Origin of the sequence: Rhodococcus sp. IEGM 1366 (genome assembly GCF_033142425.1) — a bacterium.
Lineage (GTDB): Bacteria > Actinomycetota > Actinomycetes > Mycobacteriales > Mycobacteriaceae > Rhodococcus_F > Rhodococcus_F globerula.
Genome location: NZ_JAWLRZ010000009.1, coordinates 222,114 through 245,117 on the forward strand (window position 1 = coordinate 222,114; position 23,004 = coordinate 245,117).

Consider the following 23,004-nt stretch of genomic DNA (forward strand, 5'->3'; position numbering starts at 1 on the left):
GTCGTCACTGCCCGATCGTGTCACAACGCACGCTGCGGGAGTGAGATTTCCCGGCGTTCGATAAGCTGTCCGTCAGCATGTCTACAACACCACCGGCCCCGCTCTCACCACGACGAAGCGACCTGAAACGCGCCCTGTCCGAAGTCTCATTCCGTGATGAGAACCGTCTGCGGCGCAAACTCGACCGCGCCCGCACGCCGGAGAACCTGGCCACACTGGCCCAGGAGATCGAATCCGCGCGCATCCGGCTGGCCGAACGCTCGGCGAACGTGCCCGCAGTGTCCTACCCCGAGGCACTGCCGGTCAGTCAACGCAAAGACGACATTGCCCGCGCGATTTCCGAAAACCAGGTGGTGATCGTCGCCGGCGAGACAGGTTCTGGCAAGACCACTCAGATCCCGAAGATCTGCCTCGAACTGGGACGCGGAGTTCGCGGACTGATCGGCCATACTCAGCCCCGGCGCCTTGCCGCGCGAACGGTCGCCGAGCGAATAGCCGAAGAACTCGACACCGAACTCGGCGACGCCGTGGGCTACACAGTGCGATTCACCGATCAAGTTTCCGACCGCACGTACGTGAAGTTGATGACCGACGGCATTCTGCTTGCGGAGATTCAGCGCGACAAGATGTTGCGCCGCTACGACACTCTCATCATCGACGAGGCTCACGAACGCAGCCTCAACATCGACTTCATCCTCGGGTATCTGGCGCAGCTACTCCCCCGCCGACCCGACCTCAAGGTCATCATCACCTCGGCGACCATCGACCCCGAGCGGTTCGCTCAGCACTTTGCCGTCGACGGGAAGCCCGCGCCGATCGTCGAGGTGTCCGGGCGAACCTTCCCGGTGGAAATGCGTTACCGCCCATTGACTGTCGAATCCGGAGATATCAGCTACGACCGAGATCCGGTCGACGCCGTCTGCGAAGCTGTTGACGAACTCAGCGCAGAGGGCGAGGGTGACATCCTCGTCTTCCTGTCTGGTGAACGCGAGATTCGTGACACCGCAGATGCATTGCGCGACCGCAGGCTTCGCAACACCGAAATCGTTCCACTGTATGCACGCCTGTCGGCAGCCGAACAGCACAAAGTGTTCTCTCCGCACACCGGCCGACGAGTTGTCCTGGCCACCAACGTCGCCGAAACATCTCTGACGGTTCCCGGCATTCGCTACGTCGTCGATCCCGGAACAGCGCGCATCTCGCGATATTCCGTCCGCACCAAGGTGCAAAGGCTGCCGATCGAACCGATTTCCCAGGCATCAGCGCGTCAGCGGTCCGGTCGCTGTGGCCGTGTCGCCGAGGGCATCTGCATCCGGCTGTATTCCGAAGAGGACTTCGAAGCCCGGCCGGCGTTCACCGAACCGGAGATCCTGCGCACCAACCTCGCGTCTGTGATCCTGCAGATGACGGCGCTGGGTCTCGGCGATATTGCCGCATTCCCGTTTGTGGAGCCCCCGGATTCGCGAGCCATCAAAGACGGCATCGGACTACTCGAAGAACTGGGCGCTATCGCACGAGGATCCGACGCGTCGCATCCGGAACTGACTCCGATCGGCCGCGAACTGGCGCAGATTCCCGTCGACCCTCGCATGGCTCGAATGTTGGTGGAAGCCAAGACAAACGGAGCGCTGCACGAGACGCTCGTCATCGTCGCTGCACTGTCCATTCAGGACGTACGAGAGCGGCCCGCCGAGTTCCAGCAGGCCGCCGACGAGAAGCACGCCCGCTTCACGGTGGAGAACTCCGACTTCCTCGCCTATCTGAAGTTGTGGGACTACCTCCGCGAACAGCGAAACGATCTGTCCTCGAGCCAATTCCGCAAGATGTGCCGCAACGAGTTCCTGCATTGGCTACGCATCCGCGAATGGCAGGATCTGCACGGGCAGTTGCGTCAGATCACTCGCGGACTCGGCTGGTCGGTCAACGAACTTCCCGCATCCGAGAATTCGGTCCACCAATCCTTGCTGGCCGGCCTGCTCTCCCACATCGGACTTCGCGAAGGCGAAAAGCGCGACTACCTCGGTGCTCGCGGAAGCCGTTTTGCGATCTTCCCCGGCTCGGGCCTGTTCAAGAAGCCACCCCGCTGGGTAATGGCCGCCGAACTGGTGGAGACAACCAGGCTCTGGGCCCGCATGTCCGCGCGCATCGAACCGGAATGGGCCGAAAAACTGGCACCACACCTGGTCAAACGAACCTACTCCGAGCCGCATTGGTCCTCCAAGCGTGGTTCGGCCATGGCGTACGAGCGCGTGACGCTCTACGGCGTACCCCTGGTCACCGGACGCGCTGTCACCTACTCGTCGATCGATCCGGAAACCTCGCGCGAATTGTTCATTCGCCATGCGCTGGTGCAGGGCGAATGGACTACACAGCACAAGTTCTTCCACGAAAATCGCGCACTGCTCGACAACGTCGAAGAACTCGAGAACCGGGCCCGCCGACGCGACATCCTGGTCGACGACGAGACGCTCTACGAGTTCTACGACTCACGCGTCGGCGCCGAAGCTGTGTCCGCGCGACACTTCGACAAGTGGTGGAAGACAGCACGCCGGCAAGACCCGAACCTGTTGACGTTCACGCCCGAAACCGTCGTGAATTCCGATGCCGCAACGGTTCTGGGCGGCGAATACCCCGATGCCTGGCGTCAGGGCGACATGCTGTTGCCACTGACCTATCAATTCGAACCAGGCAAGGACGACGACGGCGTCACCGCGCACATTCCCGTCGGTCTCCTCGCACAACTCCAACCCGTCGGGTTCGACTGGCTGGTACCGGGCATGCGTGTCGAATTGGTGTCGGCATTGATCAAGACGCTGCCCAAGACCATCCGGCGGCAGGTTGTTCCGGCGCCTGACTATGCAAGCGCAGCACTGGCTTCCGTGAAACCACGATCCGAACCACTGCTCACGGCAATGGCGCGCGAGCTGTCGCGTCTGGGCGCAACGCACATCGACGCGAAGGATTTTGATCCGAGCGCCCTTCCTGATCACCTTCGAATGACGTTTGTGGTCGAGGACGAATCCGGAAAAGTTCTGGCCAAGGGCAAGGATCTGGCTCAGCTACGACGCACACTCGCCCCGCGAGTTCAGAAGGAAGTTGCCAAAGCAGCGACCGGTACCGAGCGGGCAGCCTCGACGGTGTGGACCTCCGAGACGCTGGGCGCACTGGAGCCGACCATCACCAGGAACATCGGCGGCCAGCAGGTCACCGGATACCCGGCGCTGGTGCCGGAAAACGGCGGTGTGGCAGTACGGGTTCTCAGTACCCCTGCAGCGCAGGCACAGGCGATGCGCGAGGGCACTCGGGCTCTTCTTCTCGCGGCGGTGCCAACCCAACTCAAGGCAGTCACATCAGGGCTGTCGAATACACACCGACTCATGCTGGGACAGAATCCGAACGGAAGCCTGGAAGCGTTGGTCGAGGACTGCCGTGTAGCCGCAGCCAACGAGATCATCGCTGCCAAAGGTGGACCGGTACGGACACCGGAGGCTTTCGAGGCACTCGTCAAAGCAGCCCGATCGGAGTTGGCCGGGCGCGTGTCCGCGATACTGCGCATGATCGTTCCGATCCTCGAACAATCACACCGCTTGAATGTCGTCCTCCAGCGATCGCGCGGAGAAGCCGCCGAAGACGTTCGCGAGCAACTGAAATCGCTCCTCTTCCCCGGCTTTGTCGCAGAATTGGGTTCGGCGAGACTACGCGAGCTACCCCGGTACCTGGCGGCCGCGACATTCCGGCTCGAAGCGCTTCCTGCCAGCGCTCATCGCGACCACCAAGCCATGGACGTTCTCGATCGGGTGTACGCCGCGTACGACAGATTGCTGAATTCGCTGCCGGAAGAGCGTCGTACCGCCAAAGATGTCGACGCCATCTCGTGGATGATCGAGGAACTTCGGGTGGGACTGTTCGCACAGTCTCTGGGAACCCCAACTCCAGTCTCGGAGAAGCGGGTACTCAAAGCAATCGAGGCGATCAAACGCTGACCGTCAGGGGTTCACTGCACAATGTTCACATTGGCGACCGAGCCACCAATTGTTGCGACAGTGTTGGCCAGACCTAACGTGACCAGGCTGTTGACTACTGCGAGAATTCCGTTCAAGGGCATAACGCCTCCGTAACGACAGATGCGGACTTTCGGCCCGAATGCTGCGATTCCGACTCGGACCGCTGAACGTACTCGTCGAGCGTAGGCGTCTGTCGCCGAGAAATAGGGGCAAAAGCCCTATTTGTTCTCGGAGCGTTATCTAAGGACGATCCCTCGACGTGACTCAGTCGACGGCGACAGCTTCTTCACCGGACGCCTTGGCATCCACGCGATGACGCATATCGGTAATTTCTCGCTCGAAATCTTCTGCGGAGCTGAAGGATTTGTAGACCGACGCAAACCGGAGATATGCCACCTCGTCGAGGTTGCGTAAGGGGTCCAAGATCGCCAATCCCACTTCGTTGCTCGGAATCTCGGCCGAACCGGAAGCACGCACGGCATCCTCGACCTGCTGAGCCAATAAATTCAACGAATCGTTGTCGACATGACGACCCTGGCACGCGCGGCGCACACCCTTCACGACTTTCTCGCGGCTGAAGGGCTCGGTGACACCACTGCGCTTGACAACTGACAGCACCGCTGTCTCGACAGTCGTGAAGCGACGACCACATTCGGGACACGAACGACGACGGCGAATTGCCTGACCTTCATCCGCCTCACGCGAGTCGACCACTCGGGAGTCAGGGTGCCGGCAGAACGGGCAATGCATCGCGGTTCCTTCTTCGTTGCCAGGAATGGCCGCAATTGAAGATTCCCACCAACTGCAAATCTTCGGAGGATCCACAGAGCAGATGCGCGACCACCCGAGGTGGTGTGACTGTCAAGCTCACAGCTTACTCGTTCGACACCACCCGAACGCATGCTCGGTCCTTCTCCGGCCACCGAGTGCCGATCACCCGCGCACTGCGAGACCTCGACTTGCACTGCGCTTACGTCAACGCCCCTGCGCGGCAGGAACAATCAGCGTCTGGCCTACTTTCAGCCTGGAATCATTCATTGCATTGAGATCCATGATCCGCTCGATGACGACCCCCACCGATTGACCGGGAGCAATATCGGCTGCGATGTCGCTCAACGATTCACCCGCTGCGACGCGCACAACGGAGGTAGCACCGACCGGATCCGAAGCACCACTTGTGGACACAGCCGCGAGCCCTACCAAACCGAGCACCGCAACGGCCGTCAACAGCACTCCCGTGGCCATACTCCGCCAACCAACGCCGTCGGAACCGACACGATCGACATGGACAATATGAGGCGCCCGCGACACTCCCACTCGATTGCGGTGTTCGAAGTTCCCGCTATGTGGCCGTGAAGAATCCGAATCTCGATCGAATCGGCGATCACCAACCGGCTCACGAACGGAGTCACGACGTCCGCGAAATTCCGGCGTCTCGCGGCGGACGCGGTAAGCCATCGCCCCGACGGCCTCGTCGTATGGCGCGGCATCGTAGAACGACGCGTGGTACTTCGGCGCCACCCGAGGATCCGGAAGTGCCTGATCAGAAGCTGGGTCGTACTCGAAAGCTGCGTCGTACTTCAGTGCTGCGTTGCCCATCTTGACCTCCGCGGATCTACACCGGCTCATTCGAACTCGTTAGCGGTTCGAACCTGCGTTCGATGGAACGCATGTTCGAATTTCTACCACGTCTGACTGACAAAGTCTTCTATTCGAGCGACACAGGTCGAACAGATGTTTGAAACCGCGAGCAAATGCGACTAGATTCGTGTCAGGTCACACAATGGGAATTCCGAACTGGGACTCCCGGGGCGACGTGTACGCACAGAGAACCACGCACCACCGACAACAAAGATCGACCGGGACAACAAAGTTCGACCGAATAGTCACTGCACCGCCGATAATCCTGATATCCACCGCTCGTAGACAAGCAATCACCCAAACACGCAATCACCGCAATCACCGCAAACACGGAAGGCTCAACGCCATGAAGGACGATCGCTCCACAAGTGCCGCAACGGCAGGCGTTGCCGCGACGTCAGCCGAAGCTCTCACCCAGCGGCAGCGCCGCGTTCTCGAAGTGATCCGGGATTCGGTGAGCGAGCGTGGATACCCGCCCAGCATCCGGGAGATCGGCGATGCGGTGGGACTGACGTCGACGTCGTCGGTCGCGCATCAACTCCGCACACTCGAGCGCAAGGGCTTCATTCGCCGCGACCCCAATCGCCCTCGAGCGGTGGATGTCCGAGGACTGGACGAGGTTGCCGCCGACACCGCTATCGCTTCGGTGACGAGGCATGCGTCGGAGATTCGTAGCGCCGCGGGCGATCCGCTTCCTGAGCCTGCATTTGTGCCGGTCCTGGGTCGCATCGCTGCCGGCGGGCCGATTCTTGCGGAAGAAGCCGTCGAAGACGTGTTCCCACTCCCCCGCGAATTGGTCGGGCAGGGATCGCTGTTCATGCTCAAGGTTGTCGGTGAATCCATGGTCGAAGCTGCGATCTGCGACGGTGACTGGGTAGTCGTGCGTCAGCAGAATGTCGCCGAGAACGGCGACATCGTTGCTGCGATGATCGACGGCGAGGCGACGGTCAAGACATTCAAGCGGGTCAAGAAGGACGTGTGGCTGATGCCGCACAATCCCCTGTTCGAACCCATCTCCGGTAACAATGCCGTCATTCTCGGCAAGGTAGTCACCGTGATGCGCAAGATCTGACGCGTACAGATCAAAAACCAACTATGGCCCCGGCTGATGCCGGGGCCATAGTTGTCGCTGCTTCGATCAGAGGTTCAGGGACCGTCCGATGATTTCCTTCATGATTTCAGTCGTGCCGCCGTAAATGGTCTGCACGCGGGAATCCATGTACGCCTTGGCAACCGGGTATTCCTTCATGTATCCGTAGCCGCCGTGAAGCTGGAGGCAACGGTCGATCAGCTTGACCTGGGCCTCGGTGGTCCACCACTTGGCCATTGCGGCTTCCTGAACCGTCAGTTTCTCGGCGTTGAGCTGCTCGATGAACTTGTCGACGAGAACACGGACGGCGGTGGTCTCCGTCGCCAATTCGGCTAGCACGAATCGGGTGTTCTGGAAGCTGCCGATCGACTTGCCGAATGCCTTGCGGTCTCGGCAGTACTGGATGGTCTTCTCGAGAACGGATTCCATGGCCGCGGCAGCTACCACTGCGATGGAAAGACGTTCTTGCGGAAGGTTCTTCATCAGGTAGAGGAAGCCCATTCCCTCTTCACCGAGCAAGTTGGCAGCGGGCACCCGAACGTCGGTGAAGCTGAGTTCGGCGGTGTCCTGTGCCTTCATGCCGATCTTGTCGAGGTTGCGCCCGCGATCGAAGCCCGGCATGTCGCGCTCGACCACAAAGAGGCTGAAGCCTTGTGCGCCCTTGTCTGGATCGGTACATGCCACCACGATGACGAGATCGGCGTTGATGCCGTTGGTGATAAACGTCTTGGACCCGTTGAGGATCCAGTGGTCACCGTCGCGAACTGCCTTGGTCTTGATGCCCTGCAGGTCACTGCCCGTGCCGGGTTCGGTCATCGCGATCGCGGAGATCAGCTCGCCCGATGCAAATCCCGGTAGCCAGCGCTGCTTCTGTTCGTCGTTGCACAGATCGAGTAGGTACGGCGCCACAACGTCGTTGTGAAGGGTGAAGCCGAGCCCGCTGTACCCACCCTTGGTGGCTTCCTCGGTGATGATCGCGTTGTAGCGGAAGTCCTTTACACCGCCGCCACCGAATTCCTCGGGAACGGCCATTCCCAGAAAGCCCTGCTTTCCGGCTTCGACCCACACGCCACGATCGACGATGTTCTGCTCCTCCCACTGATTGTGGAAAGGTGCAACATGCTGTGCCAAGAACTTCTGGAAGGACTCCCGGAAAAGGTCATGCTCCGGTTCGAACAGGGTACGTTCCACGCCAGCTCCTACTGCTTCGATGCATCACGGGGCGAACGGATGTCCACTCGTCCCACCTGACTGTCGTTCTGACGGTAGAACTCCTGCGAGCACGCGTCGATGACTCGAACGATCACGATTCGTGACTGTACCGGTTACCTGTTACTCGAAGTACGGAATTTAGCTAGATAGCGCATGACCGGGTAGGCGACGAGGATGCCGATCGAGCCCCAGGCGATGCCGCCGAGTTCCACCGAGCCGATGGTGAGTGTCAGGTTGCCGATACCGGCGACCAGTGCGGCAGCGGCCACGGTGAGATTCACCGGATCGGTGAAATCGACCTTCGCTTCCATCCAGATCCGAACACCGAGAATGCCGATGAGGCCGTACAGCACCATGGTCGCGCCACCGATGACGCCGTTCGGAACCGTGAACACCAGCGCGCCGAACTTGGGCGAGAAAGCCAGGACGACCGCCGTGGCCGCCGCGACCCAGTACGCCGCAGTCGAGTAGACGCGGGTAGCCGCCATCACGCCGATGTTCTCGGCATACGTCGTAGTTCCTGATCCTCCGCCCGCGCCGGCCAACGTAGTTGCGAGGCCGTCGGCAAAGAGTGCGTTTCCGGCCAGGTCGTCCAACGACTTGCCGGTCATCGCCGACACAGCCTTGACGTGTCCGACGTTCTCGGCGACCAGAACGATCACGACAGGCAGCGCCAATACGATGACCGACCAGTCGAACGACGGGCCGTGCAGGCTCGGGACACCGAACCAGTCGGCCTCGCGCAGTGCAGTGACGCGCTCGCTGTCGAGGCCACCGTAGATTGCGGCAAAAACCCAGCCGATCACGACGCCGACAAGGATTCCGAGCCGGCCGAGCAAGCCCGGTCCGACCACGGTGACCAGAAGAATCGAGAACAACGTCACTGTCGCGATCAGGGGCTGCGACTGATACGACGCGGCTGCGGTCGGCGCCAAGTTCAGACCGATCAACGCCACGACAGCACCGGTCACCACAGGGGGCATGACCGCGTCGATCACCCGTCCGCCGATCACGCGCACGGCTACACCGATGAGCATCAGCACGATACCGACCGCCATGACCGCACCGAGCTGCGCGGCCGGGCCGGACCCAGCCGACGCCGTCAGCGGCGCGATGAACGCAAACGACGAACCGAGGTAACTCGGAATCCGTCCCTTGGTGATGATCAAGAACAGCGCGGTACCGATACCCGAGAACAGCAGAGTGGTCGTGACCGGAAAGCCGGTAATCGTCGGCACGAGCAGTGTCGCGCCGAACATCGCGATGACGTGCTGCATCCCGATGCCGACGGTTCGGGGCCAACTGAGCCGTTCGTCCGGGCGCACCACGGCGCCGTCGGCAATTCGTTTACCGTCGCCGTGGACAGTCCAACCGATTCCGCTGGCCCCGGTCGTCGTTTCTCGTTTAGTCACAGCCCGAAATACTAGGTCAGTGCTGGTACTGCGACCTCATTCGGTTCAACTCAGGGCGAGTGCAGCAGCCTTTCGTGCCGACGCCGGATCGCCAGTGGCAAGTACTGCGGCAGCCGCAGCGACACACTGCTCCATGGTGACGGAACCGACCTTGGCGCCGACGCCCGCAACGGACGCGGCAGCACACGAGAGTGACGAAACACCGAGTCCGGCAAGAACGCACGCCAACAACGGGTCGGCCGCCGCCTCTCCGCACACACCGACGCGCTTGCCGACTGCCTGACCGGCCTGCGCGGTACGAGCAACCAATGCGAGCACCGCCGGTTGCCACGGATCGGTGAGCTCCGCGAGTTCTGACGACATCCGATCGGCGGCCATCGTGTACTGAGCCAAGTCGTTGGTGCCGATGGAGAGAAACTCGACGTGCTCGAGGATCTGATCAGCGAGCAAAGCCGCAGCCGGGACCTCGACCATGACGCCGGGAACGAGGCCACGGACTCGGACGGCCTCGGCAAAGCGCTTGGCTTCCGCCGGGGTCGCGATCATCGGCGCCATGACCCACGGCGACGAGCCCGTACGAGCTGCTGCAGCGGCGATCGCGTCGAGTTGCCGATCGAGAATTCCCATGTCCTGCCAGGCAATTCGGACGCCTCGAACACCGAGAGCGGGATTCGCCTCCTCCTGATGATTGGCGAACTTCAATGGCTTGTCCGACCCGGCATCGAGGGTGCGGACGATGATCTTCTTGCCCGCAAACGCTTCCAGAACTTCGGTGTAGATTGCCGCCTGCTCGTCGACCGTCGGCTCCGTCTCACGTCCGAGGAAACACAGTTCGGTCCGAAACAGTCCGATACCGTCGGCAGCGGTGAGCGCTGCCGCCCGGGCACCCGCGCCGTCCTGGACATTGGCCAGTACGTCGACGGGCCGACCGTCGGCTGTGCGCCCTGGGCCCACCCAGGTGCTGACCCGCTCACGCTCGAGTCTGGACTGCTCGACCAGCGCCTTTGCCTTGTCTGCATCGGGATTGCTGATCACCTCACCGGTGGTCCCGTCGATCAGTACGGGAGTACCGGCTTGAACCGTCTCGAGATCCTTGACTGCCACGATGCACGGAATCCCCAGTTGGCGCGCGATGATCGCGGTGTGGCTGGTGGGACCACCAAGAACCGTGACGAGCCCGATGATCTTGGTCGCGTCGAGACCAGCCGTGTCAGCCGGCGCAAGATCGTCGGCGCACAGAACGGACGGCGTCTCGGGGGCGGGAATTCCGGGTTCCGGCAGTCCGGACAGCTCGGCGATCACCCGATCGCGAATGTCCTTGAGGTCCGTCACACGCTCTGCCATCACCCCGCCGAGTTTCGTGAACATCGTCACGAACTGTTCGGTCGCCGCAATAGTGGCCTGAACCGGAGGAACCCCGGCAGCGATGGATTTTTGCGCTATTCCGATCCAGCCCCGGTCAGCTGCCATAGCCGCATTGGCGGTGAGCACCTCAGCGGCAGCTCCGGTCGCAGAGGCCGCCCTGGCAAGCAGTCGCCCTTCCACCGCCTTGGCCGCGGCGATGAAATCGTCCTGGGCGGCTGCCCGAACCGACTCGTCCAGCGGTGGGGCTTCTGCGATCAACTCGGGGCGCCGGGAAGGCCAGATTGCCGGGCCGTAAGCGACTCCGGGAACAACCGGTGTTCCATGCACACTCGCGATATCGATCTGTTCGGTCATCGGTCCTCCTAGAAACGATTTGCCCGACTGGCCACCAACCGTAGGTCCCACGCCGCGCCGACTTCCTGTTCAGCTTTGTTGTGACGAAGATTACTCGCAACTCTTGACATGTCAACACACTCGGGCGTAAAACAACATAAAGCAACATTGACTGTGACTCGCACCGCACCCGCGAATCACGACCGGCACCAGCAACGGAGAGACTGTGTACGCGGAAGAACGCCAACAAGCGATAGGCACGATGGTGTCGCAGCGAGGACGCATGTCCGTGGCGGCACTGTCCGAGACCTTCGGCGTCACCACCGAAACCGTCAGACGCGATCTGGCCTTCCTCGAACGAATCGGGCAGGTACGACGCGTCCACGGCGGCGCAGTACCCACCGCTTCACTGCACGTCACCGAACCCGGCATGGCCGAACGTGATCAAACCCGCGCGGAACAGAAAGACCGCATCGCCCGTTGCGCGCTGTCGTACCTGCCGCCGAACGGCGGTAGCGCACTCTTCGACGCCGGCACCACCACCGGTCGGATGATTACCGAAATTCCGACCGATCTCGACTTCACTGCGATCACCAATTCCGTTCCGATCGGAGCGCGACTCGCGTCGATGAACTCGGTATCGCTCATCCTCGTCGGCGGCCGGGTTCGCGGAGTCACCCAAGCAGCGGTCGGCGAGGACGCACTACGACTGCTCGGCACCTTGCGTGTCGATGTCGCCTTCATCGGCACAAATGCCATCAGCCTCGGACACGGACTGTCCACCCCGGACAGCGAGGAGGCAGCAGTCAAACGAGCAATGGTCAAGGCCGCCAATCACGTAGTGGTACTGGCAGATTCAAGCAAGGTGGGCCGCGAGCATCTCATCAGCTTCGCGCCGTTGAGCAGCATTGACGTCCTCATCACCGACGAGGACATCACCCCGACCGACACGTCCGAGTTCCACGACCAGGGAATCGAGGTAGTCATCGCATGATCGTCACCCTGACAGCCAACCCGAGCATCGACCGAACGGTGCAACTGGAGCAACCACTCCAGCGTGGCTCAGTCCTGCGAGCCCACTCCACGCGCAGCGATCCGGGCGGCAAGGGGGTGAACGTGGCACGCGTCCTGAGCGCGGCGAAACTCGAGGTTCTCGCGATTCTTCCCGGAAACCCGGGCGACCCGCTTCTCAGCACACTTGCAGATGGCGCAATCCCCCACCTCGGCGTCGCAACCGAGGGCCTCGCTCGCACCAACATCACCGTCTCCGAACCGGACGGAACCACAACAAAGATCAACGAACCTGGCGCGGCCCTCTCCGGCACGACACTCGACAACCTGGCACGCGAACTCGTTTCACGAGCAGATGTAGCCAGCTGGATTGTGCTGTCCGGTTCCATTCCACCTGGCGTTGATCCCGGCTGGTACGGCGAACTTGTTGCGGCACTGCGCGATCACCCCTGCAAGGTCGCGGTCGACACCTCCGACGCGCCACTGTCCGCTCTTGCCGAGAACTTTCCGCTCACGGCGCCGGATCTCCTCAAGCCCAACGGCGAGGAGTTGGCGCAACTCACCGGCGTCGACGGCAATGCCCTGGAAAATGCTGCACAAGAAGGCGATCCGGGGCCGGCGATCGCTGCGGCCACTCTTCTGGTCGAACGCGGTGTCGGCGCGGTGCTCGCGACTCTCGGAGCAGCGGGAGCCGTATTGGTCACCGCCGAAGGCACCTGGATTGCCACCGCTCCCCCGATCGTCGCGGTCAGTACCGTCGGCGCGGGCGATTCCTCACTTGCCGGATACATCCTCGCGGCGACCGCCGGGGCTGATCCAGGTGAATGCCTTCGCCACGCTGTCGCCTACGGAAGCGCTGCCGCCTCCCTCCCCGGCACTACCCTCCCGACTCCAGATCAAGTCGATCTTGCAGGCGTCACGATCTCGTCTGCCACATCCGCACCCGCCCTGCCCACCGAACTCGCCTGACGCCGTAAGGAAATCGACATGTCCGAACCCACCGCACGCAGTTCCGGCTCCCCGATCATCAGCCCAGAACTGATCTCACTCGACACCAACCTCGGCGCCTCGAAAGAGGACGTCATCCGTGCGCTGGCCGCGCGACTGACCGCGGCGGGACGCGCCGACAATGCCGACGGTCTGGTCGACGCCGCCCTGGCCCGCGAAGCGCAGTCCGCCACCGGCCTACCCGGCGGAATCGCGATCCCGCATTGCCGCGCCGAGGCCGTGACGTCGGCGTCGCTGGGGTTTGCGCGCCTCGATCCGAAGGTCGACTTCGGAGCCCCGGACGGTCCTGCCGACCTGGTGTTCCTGATCGCCGCCCCCGAGGGCGCCGGCGCAGAACACATGAAGCTCCTGTCGTCGCTGGCTCGCGCCCTGGTGCGACCCGCATTTGTCACATCCCTTCGGGAAGCCCCGACGCCGGATGAGATCGTGCGGTTGGTCGACGAGGTGCTCAATCCGGCACCGGCAAAGCCGTCTACTCCAGAGCCGGCAGCTGCCGCTGTTTCCACAGCGAAACACTCAGCCGAGCCGACGCCGCCGGAACCGGCCGCGCCTGCCGCTGCCGAGCGTCACGTCGTTGCCGTCACGGCCTGCCCCACCGGCATCGCTCACACCTACATGGCCGCCGATTCGCTCGTTGCCGCCGGTGAACGCGCCGGTGTCACGGTCCACGTGGAAACACAGGGTTCGAGCGGCAGCACACCGCTCTCTCCGTCGCTGATCGCAAGTGCCGCGGCCGTCATCTTTGCCACCGATGTCGGGGTGAAGGGCCGCGAGCGGTTCGCCGGTAAACCCGTCGTGGCGTCCGGAGTGAAACGGGCGATCAACGAACCGGACAAGATGCTGGCCGAAGCACTCCGCGCCGCTGACAATCCCTCAGCGGCAACGGTGGACGGGACTGCCGCTGCCGGCGCGGATGACGGCGAGACCGGCGACGTCGGGTTCGGCACGCACCTGCGGCAGGTCCTTCTGACCGGTGTCAGCTACATGATTCCGTTTGTCGCCGCCGGTGGGTTGCTCATCGCACTCGGCTTCCTCCTCGGCGGTTACGAAATCTCCGGTCCCGCCGGGGACATCGTTCTCAACAACTCACTGACCAACCTGCCTGACGGCGGCCTCGCCACCTACCTCGGCGCCGTACTCTTCCAGATCGGTTCGCTGGCCTTCAGCTTCCTCGTGCCGGCGCTCGCGGGTTACATAGCCTTTGCCATCGCCGACAGGCCAGGTATCGCCCCCGGTTTCACGGCCGGCGCGGTAGCCGTCTTTGTCGGGGCCGGATTCATCGGCGGCCTCGTCGGCGGTCTGATCGCCGGTGTGGTCGCGCTGTACATCGGCCGGATCTCCGTACCGCAGTGGCTCCGCGGATTGATGCCCGTCGTGATCATTCCGCTGTTCGCCACCATGATCGTCGGCGCGCTGATGTTCCTGGTCCTCGGCCGCCCCTTGGCCGCGATCACCACCGGACTCACCGACTGGCTCAACGGACTCTCGGGTAGCTCCGCCATCTTCCTCGGCATCATCCTCGGCCTGATGATGTGCTTCGACCTGGGCGGACCGGTCAACAAAGCTGCTTACGCCTTCGCCGTAGCCGGTCTGAACGTCGACGACCCCGCATCGCTGCGCATCATGGCCGCCGTCATGGCGGCCGGCATGGTCCCGCCGCTCGCAATGGCACTTGCATCCACCGTCCTGCGCCCCCAGTTGTTCAGTGAAGCAGAACGTGAAAACGGAAAAGCTGCCTGGTTGCTCGGCGCTGCCTTCATCTCCGAAGGCGCCATCCCCTTTGCCGCTGCCGACCCGTTGCGTGTCATTCCCTCGATGATGGCCGGCGGCGCCATCACCGGCGGTCTGATCATGGCATTCGACGTCACACTGAGCGCTCCGCACGGCGGAATCTTCGTATTCTTCGCAGTCGGCGGAATCGGCTGGTTCCTGGTTTCTCTCGCCGCCGGAACCGTCGTAGCTGCGCTGGCGGTCATCGGCGCAAAACAGTTCATCCGCAGTGGCCCGACAGACGCCGAGTTGGACCCCGAAATCGTGCCCGCTGCGGCATGATCGACATCACACCCACCACCACCCTGAGGAGTTCTCATGCCAAGTAAGACAGTTGCCGTAGGTTCCGCAGTTGGCCTCCACGCGCGCCCCGCTGCCCTCATCGCCGAAGCGGTGGGCGCCTCTGGAGCCACCGTGACTCTCGCCGTTGCCGGCGAAGAACCCGTGGACGCAGGCTCGGCGCTGATGATCATGACGCTCGGCGCCGCCAAGGGTGCCGAAGTCACCATCGAATCCGACGACATCGACGCCCTCGAGAAGGTTGCCGAGTTGGTTGCTGCCGATCTCGACGCCTGAATATCCGTCACCAGAGCCGGACGCTCGTATGAGTGTCCGGCTTTGGTGTTTCTATCTACTGTGCTTCTATCTGTGCCTTCGGAAGCGGACGAGCAAACCACCGCCTATGGCGATCACAACAACACCGCCGGCAATGCCCCACACCGCTGCGTTGCTCGACTCTTCGCCCGCTGACTCTCCGTTTTGCGACGCGAGTGCCATCTCGACTGCGCCGCGCAAGACGTACAGAGGCGGAAGCGCTTCACCCTTCGACTCGGAACCGATCACCAGATCGCCGGCTTCCGTGAAGGTGACGGACTCACCTTGAGGTTGATACGGCGTCGGGATGCGTAGCGGCTGCCCCTCGGTGAGTGCGGCGCCGATCCCCTTCTCTCCGACCCGGTAGAGATAGACATCCGAATAATTCCGCAGGGCCACCACCGAACCGTCTGCGGACACCGCGCCGCCGGTGAACATCCAAGCGGCAGTCCCGTCCCCTGTGCTGAGTGTTCCGACTCGCGTCAGCGGTGTCGGCCCGGGTTCGGCCAGCGCGGAAATACTCTGGCCCTGCGCTGGTGTGTAGATACTGCTCGTTCCGAAAAGTTCCTTCGTGACGACGAATACGCGGCCACTTCGATCGACCAGCACTGCTTCGGCGTCGTGCGGTCCGTCTGGGTAGGTCGCGCGATGCAACGACGCGCTACCCGACGCGGGGTCGAGCGTGATGAACGCAACGGTCTCGCGGGTTCTGAGGTTATCGCCGATGTCCGCGAGAATCAGCGATCCGTCGTACCACGCGAGATCCTCGATGTCGTACGGGTCGATCGGAACGGGAATCCGGTTTCGCACAACACAATCGGTGTCCAGTTCCAGGACAACTTCGTCGTTTCCACTGTCGCCGACCCCGTAGATCCGGTTGCCGACGGCCACCATGCCGGAGAGTTCCTCGAGTCCGGGATCGGTCGGTGTGCAGAGTGGCTCGAATACACCCGTCTCCGGGACGGGTGTATTCGATTGCGCTCCAGCACTTCCGGACAGCAGGACCACCAGCGCACCGGTGGCGGCGACAGTCGCGAGGCGCGAACTACGCACTCGGTGTGTACTCGACCAACTACGCACTCGGTGCGTACTCGACCAGAGCCGATGCCAACATCTGTGGAACGCGCGCGTGAACCCGGGTTCCCGATTCCTCGTGAGCCGACTCCAGAATTGTTCCGTCGGAATGGATCTTGGCCATCAGATCGCCGCGGTGGTACGGAACCAGAACGTCGACTTCCACGTCGGGGCGTACCAGAACCTCGGCAAGGTGGGCTCGCAGTTCCGCAATTCCCTCGCCCGTCTTGGCTGAGACGAACACGGCGCCGGGAAGCAACGCACGCAATTGCGTGAGCGTCACCGGATCTGCGGCGTCGATCTTGTTCACCACGATCAACTCCGGAGGCGCAGGCGAATTGGTCTCGCGCAGAACGTCCGTGATCACTTCCCGGACGGCTTTGATCTGTTCGGTGGGCAATGCATCGGAACCGTCCACGACGTGCATCAGCAGATTCGCGTCGGCAACCTCTTCCAGGGTCGAGCGGAATGCCTCGATCAACTGGGTAGGAAGGTGCCGAACAAAACCGACGGTGTCGGTCAGTACGTACTCGCGGCCGTCTTCGAGCGACGCCCGACGAGTAGTCGGATCCAGGGTGGCGAACAGTGCGTTTTCCACCAGTACGCCTGCCCCGGTGAGCGAATTGAGCAAGCTCGACTTACCGGCGTTGGTGTAGCCGACGATGGCAACAGCGGGGATGTCACTGCGCAATCGACGCGTCCGCTTGGTGTCACGGGCCGCCTTCATGGCCTTGATCTCGCGCCGCAGTTTTGCCATGCGCTCACGAATGCGTCGACGGTCGGTTTCGATCTTGGTCTCACCGGGACCACGCAGGCCCACACCGCCGTTGCTACCGGCACGGCCACCAGCCTGGCGCGACATCGACTCGCCCCAACCACGCAGGCGAGGAAGCATGTACTCCATCTGAGCGAAAGCGACCTGAGCTTTACCTTCGCGGGACGTGGCGTGTTGAGCAAAGATATCGAGAATCAGGGCCGTGCGGTCGATGACCTTGACCTTGACGATCTTCTCCAGCGCGGTGAGCTGCGCAGGTGTCAATTCACCGTCGCAGACGACCGTGTCGGCGCCGGTCGAGAGCACGATTTCACGTAGTTCCTGGGCCTTGCCGGAGCCGATGTACGTAGCCGTATCGGGTTTGTCGCGGCGCTGTACCAAGCTGTCCAGAACCTCTGAACCGGCCGTGTCCGCCAGTGCAGCCAACTCGGCCATGCTGGACTCTGCCTGCTCAGCAGTTCCCTGGGTCCAGACACCGACCAGGACAACACGCTCGAGGCGCAACTGGCGGTACTCGACCTCGGTGACGTCTTCCAACTCGGTGGACAGTCCCGCAACGCGGCGCAATGCACCACGCTCGGAAAGCTGCATCTCGCCAACCGACGGGTTTCCCGAACCGGAAGACGCTGCGTAGTCGGACTCGTCGGCTGTGTACTCGGCCTGCTCGCCTGCCGGTGAAGAGTCGGCACCTGAGTCGGCAGCAAACGATTCTGCAGACTCGTCTGCAGTGGATTCTTGATTGTCATGTGATTTCGTCATACAAGATCCATGTTCCCACGAAACCTCACAGCGGCGCATCCGCTTTTCGCGCACGGCATACGCAGCTCACGCAAGTGATCGCCACCAGTCATCGCTGATCGATCCGGCTGCGAGCAGAACCGACGGTCCGCGAAGCTCGGCAACACCCTTGTCGATCGCAACCTGAACCGCGCCGCCGAGAACCTTGACGGTGACGGTGCCGTCGCTGCGACCGTCGTGGCGCAGCGCCGCAGCGGCTGCGGCAACAGTTCCGGTGCCACACGAGCGCGTCTCGCCGACACCGCGCTCGTACACCCGCATGCTGACGCCGCCGTCTTCGAGTGGCGTCACGAATTCAACGTTCACGCCATGCGGGAAGAACGCCGGATCGAATGCCGGTGCGATGGACAGATCGAGGGCCGCCAACTGCTCGGCGTGCAGATCCTTCTCGACGCAGGCCAGGTGCGGATTGCCGACATCGATTCCCAGCCCGGTGAAGGCCCTGCCTTCGATGCTGGCGCTGCTGGTCCCCAACTCGGTGACGGTTCCCATGCCTACGGTCACATCACCCGCGGTGGCGCCTGTGGCGTGAACTACCACCGGCCTCGCTCCGGCCCGGCTGCCGACCACGAACTCGCGACGGTTCTCGAGGCCGGAGGCAGTCAGGTAATGCGCGAACACCCGAACACCGTTGCCACACATCTCGGCGATCGAGCCGTCGCCGTTGCGGTAGTCCATGAACCAGTCGTCGGCGGCAATTCCCGTCGGAATCTCGGTCAGGACACCGGCATCGGCGAGTGCACCGGCCCGCGCGACACGCAGAATCCCGTCGGCGCCCAATCCCTGACGACGGTCACAGAGCGCGGCGACGCGCGCCGGCTCGAGATCGATCGCGACATCGAGATCGGGAAGCACGACAAAGTCGTTCTGAGTGCCGTGACCCTTGCTGAAATCCATGAGCGCCATCCTATCCGGACCTACCGGACCCTTACGCCGGCGAGGCCGTGACCACCAGGTTGTGCTCATAAGTGAATCCGGAGGGCATCGACGGATCAGGAACCGTCGGGCCGCCGCAGGTAACCAGAACCAGCCTCGGTGCACCCGTGTCCTCGAAGAACTCGGCCGGCAACGCCACCTTCTCGTAGAGCTTCAGACTCGCCGCGGTGTATGTGTACATGGTGCCCGCGTCGTCGGTGGCGTAGATCGGCGTTCCCGGTTTGATCTGGTGCAACGGCCAGAGCGCGCCGTGGGTGCGGTCGCCGTCGTCGACGTGCCCGGCAACAAGATTGGTGCCGTCCGGCTCACCGAAATGTACGTCGTTGAGGAAGTGCGAGACCTTGTCGGGGTGCGGAAGGATCATGCCGCGATTGGCGCCCAGACCACTGGTCACGATGTCGGCCCGCACGTCGAGGTCCGGGATCGCGAGTGTGTTCGGAGGCAGATCGGTCGGTGCCGCAGCCCAGACAATGCCGGGGTCCGGCGCTGTTCCGACCTCGAACGGAGCATCGGGCAATGGTGCGCTGATCGGTTTTCCCGCGGCACTGACAGCCAGGTAGACGAGGATGCCACCCGCCGCGAGAAACACGACGAGGAGAAGAACCAAGGGCAGAGTTGTCTTGCGCCTGCGGGGCGTTCGAGCGTGCGCCGCCGTCTGCACCATGTTCTCTTCACCCTTCGTCAGCTGGTCGCCATGACCGATTGCCATAACTGTAAGATAGCTGAATTCGGGGATTCGTTACACACCGGGCCGCACAGCTAGCGAATTTCCCCCAGCACAGCTGCGCGCGCGGCGTCCAGCAAATCGTCAGCGCCGCCGTCGAGCCAGTGCACTCGCGGATCGCGACGGAACCACGACCGCTGACGCCGAACGTATCGTCGAGTCCCGATGAAGGTACGTTCGAGCGCCTCAGCGAGGTTGTACTCACCGTCGAGATGCGCCAGCACCTGTGCATAGCCGATCGCTCGCGGCGCGGTCACGCCGTCGCGAAGACCCTGCTCGATCAACGCCTCGACCTCACCGACCAAACCGGTGTCGAACATCAACTCCGTCCGCAGTCGAATACGCGCATCCAACTGTTCCGTCTCCCGATCGACACCCAATATCCTTGTACCCCAACGAGGTTCGCCGATCTGCGGAGCTGATGCCGCGAAGGGCTGACCGGTCAACTCCACCACCTCCAGCGCCCGCACCATGCGGCGACCGTCGGTCGGAAGGATCGACGCAGCCGCGGTAGGATCCGCCGCCACCAGCGCGGCATGCACCGCCGCAATCCCCTCGTCGGCAAGAACAGCCTCCCACCGCGCACGCACAACAGGGTCCGTAGCCGGGAAGGCCCACTCGTCGAGAAGTGACTGCACGTACATCATGGAACCACCGACGATGACGGGTACTTTGCCCTCCGCCATCAGCCGCTCCGCGATTGTCATGGCGTCATGTTGGTACCGCGCCACAGTGGCCGTCTCGGTGACATCGAGCACGTCGAGCAGGTGATGCGGAATCCCCCGACGTTCACCGGGTGGAAGTTTTGCAGTTCCGATATCCATGCCGCGATAGAGCTGCATCGCGTCGATGTTGATGATCTCGCCGCCGAACTCCTGCGCCAGATCGAGCGCAAGATCGGACTTGCCCGCAGCCGTCGGACCGACCACGGCGATGGGTCGACAATCTCCAGTTTTGGAATCCGCGGTTTTGCTCACCGGCGCCACATCCCGACGTGATAGCCGACGCCAAGCGGTGCACTGCTGTAGTGCACCACCGCGTCGGGTTGCTCGGTGAAGACCGACGCCAAGACCTGCCACGCGGCCCGGCCCGACGCACCTATCTCGTCGCACAGCGCAGGATCCAGGTCCAGAAGCGCCGCCCGATCACCCTGCTCGAGCGCAGCGTCGATCACTGCCTGAAGTGGCGCGGCTCGCTCGTCGAAGCTGCCCGGCGCCTTGGGCGTCAAGGTCGACGCTCCATCAGCGAGGACCAGCAGGCCGACCGGCTCGTCTCCGGCGTCCAGGAGTTCACGCAGCCGCGCGCCGAGTGTGCGGCATTCGTCCACCGACGCGTTAGTTGAAATCAGGTGTACATCGACGGACACGTCCGGCCCGGCCTGCTCGCGGAGCCAGCCCGCGACCAGAGCAGTCAACGGCAGCTCCGGATTGACCGGCCCGCGGGCATCGCCGTCGAGTCGGGTGCGAACGTCAGCTCCGAAGCCGGCAAAGGTCCCGACTTCTCCCCGTCCCACGCCTGCTGTTCCAGCCGTTTCCAGGACTTTCTCGGTGTCGGCGCCCACGGCGATCCATCGCGTCGCCGTGGCTGCCAGTTCCTGAACTACCTGGAGCACAGCCGCCCTGACCTCGCCGGCCGGAGCCGAGTCGCCCGACAATTGGGGAACAAGAAGTGGGGGTGACGGGACCAGTGCGGCAGCTGTGAACACAGATGCCACGCTAGTCCAACCCGAGGTGACAACCTGACACCCTGTTACCTGATTCAATAGTCGTAGAACGTGAGTACCGGGTTCAATGGAACCAGGAATGCGATCAGGCAGCCGTGACGCGCGGCAGAGACGAGGACCGATGACCGAGAACAGCGAACCCACCACCGGAACAGAGACCAGCTCGGCACCCGGCACACCAACCCCCGGTGCTGCCAAGCCGAGCGCGTCGACGCCCAAACCGGGCGCTCCGAAACCAGGTGGACCGCGACCAGGCGCGCCACGGCCAGGACCGGCTGCCAGTCGGCCGGCAGTACCGACTACCCCGGCAAGCGACCCGAGCAAGTTCGGCCGCGTCGAGGAAGACGGCACCGCCTGGGTGAAGACTGCCGACGAAGAACGCCAGATCGGATCCTGGCAGGCCGGTGACGCCGCCGAGGGGCTGGCCCACTTCGGTCGCCGCTACGACGACCTCGCCACCGAGGTCACTCTGCTCGAGGCGCGACTGACCTCGGGTGCCGGTGATGCGAAGAAAACCAAGGCCGCAGCCGTTGCGCTCCTGGAAACCCTTCCCACGGCAGCCGTGATCGGCGATCTCGACGCTCTTGCCACACGCCTCGATCACATTGTTGCCGGGTCGGACGAAGCCGCAGCTCACGCCAAGGAGGAGAAGGAGCAGTCGCGGGCAACCAATACTGCACGCAAGGAAGCCCTTGCCGCCGAGGCTGAGCAGATCGGTACACAATCCACCCAGTGGAAGACCGCGGGCGATCGTCTCCGCGAAATTCTCGACGAGTGGAAGACCATCCGGGGTATCGATCGTAAGGTCGACGACGCCCTGTGGAAGAGATACTCCAAGGCCCGCGAATCCTTCAATCGACGACGCGGCGCCCACTTCGCTGAATTGGACCGCGACCGGGCCAGCGCCCGCTCCACCAAGGAAGAATTGGTCGAGCGCGCCGAAAAGCTGTCGACGTCCACCGAATGGGGACCGACAGCGGGGCAGTTCCGCGATCTTCTGACCGAGTGGAAAGCCGCAGGCCGCGCCCCTCGCGAGGCTGACGACACTCTGTGGGACCGGTTCAAGACCGCGCAGGACGTCTTCTTTGCAGCGCGTAATGCCGCGGCCGCGGAACGTGACGCAGAGTTCGAGGAGAACGCAAAAGCCAAGGAAGCGCTGTTGGCCTCGCACGCCAACATCGATCCCGAGCACGGCCTCGACAGTGCCCGCGCGTCACTGCGTGACCTGCAGGAAAAGTGGGACGCCATCGGCAAGGTCCCGCGTGATCGCATGCAGGACCTCGAGGCACGGCTTCGCGCTCTCGAGAGCAAGGTCCGTGACGCCGTCGACGCACAGTGGCGTCGTACCGACCCGGAGGCCCTCGCCCGCGTAGCCCAGTTCAAGGAACGGGTCACGCAGTTCGAGGAGCAGGCCGCCAAGGCTGAAGCTGCCGGCAAGACCAAGGATGCGGAGAAGGCGCGCGCTCAGGCCAAGCAGTGGCAAGAGTGGGCAGACGCAGCCGAAGGCGCAGTGAACGACTGAGAGGATTTACCG

General features: G+C 63.0%; 18 protein-coding genes. 7 read left to right on the plus strand and 11 right to left on the minus strand.

The window, feature by feature from the left end; all coding sequences use genetic code 11:
- Positions 1 to 77: 77 nt before the first annotated feature.
- Positions 78 to 3,983 carry an ATP-dependent RNA helicase HrpA gene (gene hrpA / locus R4P64_RS27180; RefSeq protein WP_317823383.1) on the plus strand — a complete coding sequence of 1,302 codons (3,906 nt, stop codon included), beginning with the start codon at positions 78 to 80 and terminating at the stop codon, positions 3,981 to 3,983.
- A gap of 285 nt (positions 3,984 to 4,268) precedes the next feature.
- Here hrpA and nrdR read toward each other — a convergent pair whose 3' ends face one another.
- Together nrdR and R4P64_RS27190 are read right to left on the minus strand one after the other, a co-directional pair.
- A complete protein-coding gene (nrdR, locus tag R4P64_RS27185; protein ID WP_033234817.1) occupies positions 4,269 to 4,754 on the minus strand; it encodes a transcriptional regulator NrdR in 486 nt (161 codons plus the stop codon).
- Positions 4,755 to 4,979: 225 nt separating this feature from the next.
- Complete coding sequence (locus R4P64_RS27190) at positions 4,980 to 5,603, minus strand: LysM peptidoglycan-binding domain-containing protein (RefSeq protein WP_051730546.1); 624 nt, start codon at positions 5,601 to 5,603, stop codon at positions 4,980 to 4,982.
- Between the two features lie 388 nt (positions 5,604 to 5,991).
- On the opposite strand from R4P64_RS27190, the gene lexA reads away from it, so the two are divergent.
- Positions 5,992 to 6,717: a transcriptional repressor LexA gene (lexA, locus tag R4P64_RS27195; RefSeq protein WP_033234818.1), complete on the plus strand. Its 726-nt coding sequence runs from the start codon at positions 5,992 to 5,994 to the stop codon at positions 6,715 to 6,717.
- Positions 6,718 to 6,783: 66 nt separating this feature from the next.
- Here the strand turns inward: lexA and R4P64_RS27200 are convergent, their stop codons facing one another.
- The 3 genes from R4P64_RS27200 to R4P64_RS27210 all read right to left on the minus strand — a co-directional run bounded on the left by R4P64_RS27200 (position 6,784) and on the right by R4P64_RS27210 (position 11,078).
- Positions 6,784 to 7,926 (minus strand): acyl-CoA dehydrogenase family protein, encoded by a 1,143-nt coding sequence (locus R4P64_RS27200; protein WP_317823384.1) that lies wholly within the window; start codon positions 7,924 to 7,926, stop codon positions 6,784 to 6,786.
- A 134-nt stretch (positions 7,927 to 8,060) separates the two neighbouring features.
- Positions 8,061 to 9,359: a uracil-xanthine permease family protein gene (locus R4P64_RS27205; RefSeq protein WP_045067399.1), complete on the minus strand. Its 1,299-nt coding sequence runs from the start codon at positions 9,357 to 9,359 to the stop codon at positions 8,061 to 8,063.
- A 45-nt stretch (positions 9,360 to 9,404) separates the two neighbouring features.
- Positions 9,405 to 11,078, minus strand: coding sequence for a phosphoenolpyruvate--protein phosphotransferase (locus tag R4P64_RS27210; RefSeq protein WP_317823385.1), 1,674 nt, complete (start codon positions 11,076 to 11,078; stop codon positions 9,405 to 9,407).
- Between the two features lie 205 nt (positions 11,079 to 11,283).
- On the opposite strand from R4P64_RS27210, the gene R4P64_RS27215 reads away from it, so the two are divergent.
- Genes R4P64_RS27215 through R4P64_RS27230 form a run of 4 tightly spaced genes read left to right on the plus strand, consistent with a single transcriptional unit; the run spans position 11,284 to position 15,422 of the window.
- Positions 11,284 to 12,051, plus strand: a complete 768-nt coding sequence (locus R4P64_RS27215) for a DeoR/GlpR family DNA-binding transcription regulator (RefSeq protein WP_045067396.1) — start codon at positions 11,284 to 11,286, stop codon at positions 12,049 to 12,051.
- A complete protein-coding gene (gene pfkB, locus R4P64_RS27220) occupies positions 12,048 to 13,037 on the plus strand; it encodes a 1-phosphofructokinase (protein ID WP_317823386.1) in 990 nt (329 codons plus the stop codon). The genes R4P64_RS27215 and pfkB overlap by 4 nt, the downstream gene beginning before the upstream one ends.
- A gap of 18 nt (positions 13,038 to 13,055) precedes the next feature.
- The gene (locus R4P64_RS27225) at positions 13,056 to 15,128 is read left to right on the plus strand and encodes a fructose-specific PTS transporter subunit EIIC (RefSeq protein ID WP_287162422.1); all 2,073 of its coding nucleotides are present in this window, start codon (positions 13,056 to 13,058) and stop codon (positions 15,126 to 15,128) included.
- A 36-nt stretch (positions 15,129 to 15,164) separates the two neighbouring features.
- Positions 15,165 to 15,422 carry an HPr family phosphocarrier protein gene (locus R4P64_RS27230; protein ID WP_033234824.1) on the plus strand — a complete coding sequence of 86 codons (258 nt, stop codon included), beginning with the start codon at positions 15,165 to 15,167 and terminating at the stop codon, positions 15,420 to 15,422.
- Positions 15,423 to 15,488: 66 nt separating this feature from the next.
- Here R4P64_RS27230 and R4P64_RS27235 read toward each other — a convergent pair whose 3' ends face one another.
- The 6 genes from R4P64_RS27235 to R4P64_RS27260 all read right to left on the minus strand — a co-directional run bounded on the left by R4P64_RS27235 (position 15,489) and on the right by R4P64_RS27260 (position 21,452).
- Positions 15,489 to 16,493 carry a hypothetical protein gene (locus R4P64_RS27235; protein WP_317823387.1) on the minus strand — a complete coding sequence of 335 codons (1,005 nt, stop codon included), beginning with the start codon at positions 16,491 to 16,493 and terminating at the stop codon, positions 15,489 to 15,491.
- Positions 16,494 to 16,512: 19 nt separating this feature from the next.
- Positions 16,513 to 18,048 carry a GTPase HflX gene (gene hflX, locus R4P64_RS27240; RefSeq protein ID WP_092808422.1) on the minus strand — a complete coding sequence of 512 codons (1,536 nt, stop codon included), beginning with the start codon at positions 18,046 to 18,048 and terminating at the stop codon, positions 16,513 to 16,515.
- 66 nt (positions 18,049 to 18,114) lie between these two features.
- Entirely contained in the window at positions 18,115 to 18,984 is an 870-nt protein-coding gene (dapF, locus tag R4P64_RS27245) for a diaminopimelate epimerase (protein WP_033234994.1), read from the minus strand.
- 31 nt (positions 18,985 to 19,015) lie between these two features.
- Complete coding sequence (locus tag R4P64_RS27250) at positions 19,016 to 19,732, minus strand: class F sortase (RefSeq protein ID WP_317823388.1); 717 nt, start codon at positions 19,730 to 19,732, stop codon at positions 19,016 to 19,018.
- A 50-nt stretch (positions 19,733 to 19,782) separates the two neighbouring features.
- The gene (gene miaA, locus R4P64_RS27255; protein WP_317823389.1) at positions 19,783 to 20,724 is read right to left on the minus strand and encodes a tRNA (adenosine(37)-N6)-dimethylallyltransferase MiaA; all 942 of its coding nucleotides are present in this window, start codon (positions 20,722 to 20,724) and stop codon (positions 19,783 to 19,785) included.
- Positions 20,721 to 21,452, minus strand: coding sequence for a class III extradiol dioxygenase subunit B-like domain-containing protein (locus R4P64_RS27260; RefSeq protein WP_095886068.1), 732 nt, complete (start codon positions 21,450 to 21,452; stop codon positions 20,721 to 20,723). The genes miaA and R4P64_RS27260 overlap by 4 nt, the downstream gene beginning before the upstream one ends.
- A 139-nt stretch (positions 21,453 to 21,591) precedes the next feature.
- Between R4P64_RS27260 and R4P64_RS27265 the strand changes: the two genes are divergently transcribed.
- On the plus strand, positions 21,592 to 22,992 hold the full coding sequence (locus R4P64_RS27265; protein ID WP_317823391.1) for a DUF349 domain-containing protein: 1,401 nt from the start codon (positions 21,592 to 21,594) through the stop codon (positions 22,990 to 22,992).
- The last annotated feature ends 12 nt before the right edge of the window (positions 22,993 to 23,004 follow it).